Origin of the sequence: Xanthobacter autotrophicus (assembly GCF_030015065.1) — a bacterium.
Lineage (GTDB): Bacteria > Pseudomonadota > Alphaproteobacteria > Rhizobiales > Xanthobacteraceae > Xanthobacter > Xanthobacter autotrophicus_D.
This window is the reverse complement of the sequence record NZ_JAIVFN010000210.1, coordinates 1-3618: the sequence shown is the minus strand read 5'-3', so window position 1 is coordinate 3618 and position 3618 is coordinate 1. Positions and strand designations below refer to the sequence as shown.

Annotated in this window: 5 protein-coding genes; 2 read left to right on the top strand and 3 right to left on the bottom strand. The window is 70.6% G+C overall.

Annotated features, from left to right (window positions below):
• Window positions 1-421: hypothetical protein (locus K9U40_RS22310; protein WP_282892299.1), on the top strand; the 421-nt coding region annotated here is incomplete at its 5' end.
• A gap of 13 nt (window positions 422-434) precedes the next feature.
• Window positions 435-710 (top strand): DUF1153 domain-containing protein, encoded by a 276-nt coding sequence (locus K9U40_RS22305; RefSeq protein WP_012113328.1) that lies wholly within the window; start codon window positions 435-437, stop codon window positions 708-710.
• Window positions 711-852: 142 nt separating this feature from the next.
• On the opposite strand, the gene phnN is transcribed toward K9U40_RS22305, so the two are convergent.
• The 3 genes from phnN to phnL all read right to left on the bottom strand — a co-directional run bounded on the left by phnN (window position 853) and on the right by phnL (window position 3458).
• A complete protein-coding gene (phnN, locus tag K9U40_RS22300; protein WP_282892298.1) occupies window positions 853-1476 on the bottom strand; it encodes a phosphonate metabolism protein/1,5-bisphosphokinase (PRPP-forming) PhnN in 624 nt (207 codons plus the stop codon).
• Window positions 1477-1487: 11 nt separating this feature from the next.
• Window positions 1488-2627, bottom strand: coding sequence for an alpha-D-ribose 1-methylphosphonate 5-triphosphate diphosphatase (locus K9U40_RS22295; protein ID WP_282892297.1), 1140 nt, complete (start codon window positions 2625-2627; stop codon window positions 1488-1490).
• 120 nt (window positions 2628-2747) lie between these two features.
• Window positions 2748-3458, bottom strand: coding sequence for a phosphonate C-P lyase system protein PhnL (gene phnL / locus K9U40_RS22290; protein ID WP_282892296.1), 711 nt, complete (start codon window positions 3456-3458; stop codon window positions 2748-2750).
• Between the last annotated feature and the right edge of the window lie 160 nt (window positions 3459-3618).

Genomic DNA, 3618 nt, shown 5'->3' with positions numbered 1-3618 from the left:
GGAAGGGCGGGATCAATCATCTTTTGCTCGCAAGGCCATTTCCGGCGGCCTTGCGGCCCGGTCGTCCCGCGCGCGGGCCGGCCGGGCGGCAGCGCCGCAGGCGCGCGGGACACTAGAGACGCGTTGCCGCGATGGCAACTCGCCGGCGGGGAATAGGCGGGGGTGGCGGCCGCAGGGCGGTAAAGCGGGCCTGTCCGCTGGCGCTATGATGGCGGTGATGGACCGATGCCCGCGCCGCCGCCGCGCCCCAATTCCTTCCCGAAATCTTACCGGATTTGCATTCTGCGAAAACATCCGGGCCTTTACGTTTCGGGAATATCTTGTTCACATGCTGTTAATACAAGTAAATATCCTGTTTTTCTCGGGCTTTAGCAAAGTTTTCATCGGCGGCTGCAATCTTGTCTTGCGTTTTGATGTGTAGCGGGTGCGTAGCGATGACCGATGCCTATCGGCCGAGGGTGAAATATGTGATCGGCCCGGATGGGGGACCGTTGACCATCGCCGACCTGCCGCCGCCGGATACGCGACGCTGGGTCATCCGCCGCAAGGCGGAGGTGGTGGCCGCCGTGCGCGGCGGGCTCCTCTCCCTTGAGGAGGCGTGCAAGCGCTACACCCTCACCGTGGATGAGTTCCTGTCGTGGCAGGCCTCCATCGACCGCCACGGCCTGCCCGGCCTGCGCACCACGCGCATCCAGCATTACCGCCAATAGGCGGGGCCTGCGCACGAGTCCGCCGCAGGCGCTTCTTTAAGCGGAAGCCGGGCCGTCGTTTTGCCTGCTGCACAGGAGTCTCTGCTGGGTCCCGGCTTGGCGCTCCGGCTGCGCCGTCGCTGGTCCGGGACACGAGGCGGCTTTATTCCGCCGCCAGCTCCGCCGCGATGAAGGCGCCGAGCTGCGCACCGCCATCCGCGGGCGTGCCCACATTGTCGATGACGAGGTCGGGGGCCACGTCCACTTCCGGGGCGCGCGACAGGCGCTCCTCGATATCGGCCGCGTCCTCGCGGCCACGGGCGGCGAGGCGGCCGGCGCGCACCGCCACCGGCGCCGTCACGTGCACCACGCGCACCCGCGCAAAGCGCGCCCGCGCCTCCGGCAGGGTGGCGCGCGAGCCGTTGGCCACCACAACGCCGCCTTCCGCAATGGCCTGCGCCACCTCGGGACCCAGCGCGTAAGCAAGCCCGTGGGCCCGCCAGAACAGGGGGAAGCGCCCCTGCGCCCTGAGCGCCTCGAACTCCGCCTCGCTCAGGGTGCCGTGGGCCTCGCCCGCGCCGGCCGGTCGGGTGACGAGCCTTCGGGCGAACAGCACGCGGGCTTCTTGCGCGAAGCGGGCGCGGGCGATGTCGATCAGCGTGTCCTTGCCGGCGCCCGAGGGGCCGACCACCAGCAGCAGCGTTCCGGGACCCAGCAGGCAATCCGGGCGGGCGTCGCCGGGCCTCTGGTCCAGCATCGTCCCTTCGCCGGCCTTCCGCGCGCTCATCCGCTCCGTGCTCATGCCACCCGCCGCCCCGCGCGATGGACGGACCGGACCACCGGCATGTCGCCGGCAAGGGTGACCCGCACCAGATCGGCGCGCCGGCCCTGGGTGATCTCGCCCCGGTCGGTGAGGCCCGCCACCTCGGCCGGCGTCTTCGTCACCATGCGCACCGCCCGCGGCAGGGGGATGGAGGGCACGCGGCGGTGGAGGTCGAAGGCCGACCACAACAGGGAGGAGGGCACATAGTCCGAGGACAGGATGTCGAGCAGGCCGGCGCGGGCCAGCGCCTCGGCGGAGACGTTGCCGGTGTGGGAGCCGCCGCGCACCAGGTTCGGCGCGCCCATGAGCACGCGGATGCCGGCGTCGTGGGAGAGCCGTGCCGCCTCCTCCGTGGTGGGGAACTCGGCCACCGCCACCCCGTCGCCGATGGCCTCTGCCACGTGCTCGGGGGTGCCGTCGTCGTGGCTTGCCACCACGCAGCCATGGGCGTGGGCCAGCGCCACCAGCCCGGCGCGGTTCTCCCGCGCGAAGCGTTCGTGGAAATCGAGCCGCGTGGCCACGATCACATCCATTTCCTCGGCCGTGATTCCGCTCTTCTTCATGTAATAGGAGCGGAACTGGTCCACGCTCGCAAACTGCCTCTGGCCCGGGGTGTGGTCCATGAGCGAGATCAGGTGCACGTCGGTGGTGTCGAGGATGGCGGCGGCGTCCTCCACCACGGTGTCGGTGGGCACCTCGCAGCGCAAATGGATGAGGTGGTCGGCGCGCAGCACGCCGGCGGCGCGGGCCTCCTTCAGGGCGCGGATGAGGACCGGGGCGTCGCCGTCCATGCCCACCGCCTTCCTGTCCGGCCACACCCTGAGCGAATCGAACACGGTGGTGATGCCCGAGGCGGCGATCTGCGCATCATGGGCGAGCACGGCCGCGAGCGGGTTCCAGCGCACCTTGGGGCGGGGGGCGAGGTGGCCCTCCACATGGTCGGTGTGGAGTTCCACGAGACCGGGCAGGAGATAGTCGCCCTCCAGGTCCTCAGCGCCCATCGGCACCGCGCCGGTGCCGATGGCGGCGATGCGCCCGTCGCGCACGGTGAGGTGGCCCGTGACGATCTCGTCGGCGAGGACGAGGCGGGCATTGGCGAACACCTGTTCGGTCATGTCTTCAATCCTGGCTCATACCAACTGCCCCGGTCCTTGACCGATGCCGAGAGGGTCGCGCTCATACGCCGCGCGGCCTGATACCAGCCGCCCATGAGCCAAGCCCATGGGCGGCTGGTATCAGGCGGAAAAGCGGGTGACGTCCACCACCCGGTCGGCGACGGCCTCGCGGGTCTCGCCATCGTGGAAGATGCCGAGCAGGCCGCAGCCCTGCGCCTTCTTCTCGGCGATGAGGTCGATCACCACCGCCCGGTTGGCCGCATCCAGCGATGCGGTGGGCTCGTCCAGCAGCAGCAGCGGCTGGCTGCCGATGAAGCCGCGCGCCACGTTCACCCGCTGCTGCTCGCCGCCGGAGAAGGTGGCCGGGGGCAGGCCCCACAGCCGCTCCGGCAGGTTGAGCCGGGCCAGCAGCGCGCTGGCGCGGGCGCGGGCGGCGTCGGCCGCCACGCCTTCCGCGCGCAGGGGCGCGGCCACCACGTCGAGGGCCGGCACGCGGGGGATCACCCGCAGGAACTGGCTGACATAGCCGATGCGCGCGCGCCTCAGCCGCAGCATCAGGCGCGGCTCGGCGCCGGCGATCTCAGCCATGGCGCCGGCATCGGCCACCTGCACGGAGCCGGCATCAATGCGGTAATTGCCGTACACCATCTTGAGGATGGAGCTTTTGCCTGCCCCCGACGGCCCGCCCAGCGCCACGCACTCTCCCGCATGGACGGCGAAGGAGACGGCGGACACCACCGGCAGGCTGAGGCCGCCCTGAAGATGCAGGGTGAAGCTCTTGCCGAGGTTTTCGACGATCAGGAGGGGGACGCCTGTCGCCGACGTCGGCATGCCGCCTCCCCAGCCCTCCCCCGCAAGCGGGAGAGGGGGCGCATCTGTGCTTGAGGAGGTCGCGGCGTTTTCCGTCAGGTCGGCTCCGGCGTCCGGAGCTTCCGTGAAAGGGGTGGATTGCGCTGGGAACCCTCTCCCGCTTGCGGGGGAGGGCAGGGAG

What these genes read in the sequence shown, in the direction of transcription:
- K9U40_RS22305 (WP_012113328.1), top strand. Translation starts at nt 435, where the DNA reads ATGACCGATGCCTATCGGCCGAGGGTGAAATATGTGATCGGCCCGGAT.
- phnL (WP_282892296.1), bottom strand. Translation starts at nt 3,458, where the DNA reads ATGCCGACGTCGGCGACAGGCGTCCCCCTCCTGATCGTCGAAAACCTC.
- K9U40_RS22295 (WP_282892297.1), bottom strand. Translation starts at nt 2,627, where the DNA reads ATGACCGAACAGGTGTTCGCCAATGCCCGCCTCGTCCTCGCCGACGAG.
- phnN (WP_282892298.1), bottom strand. Translation starts at nt 1,476, where the DNA reads ATGAGCGCGCGGAAGGCCGGCGAAGGGACGATGCTGGACCAGAGGCCC.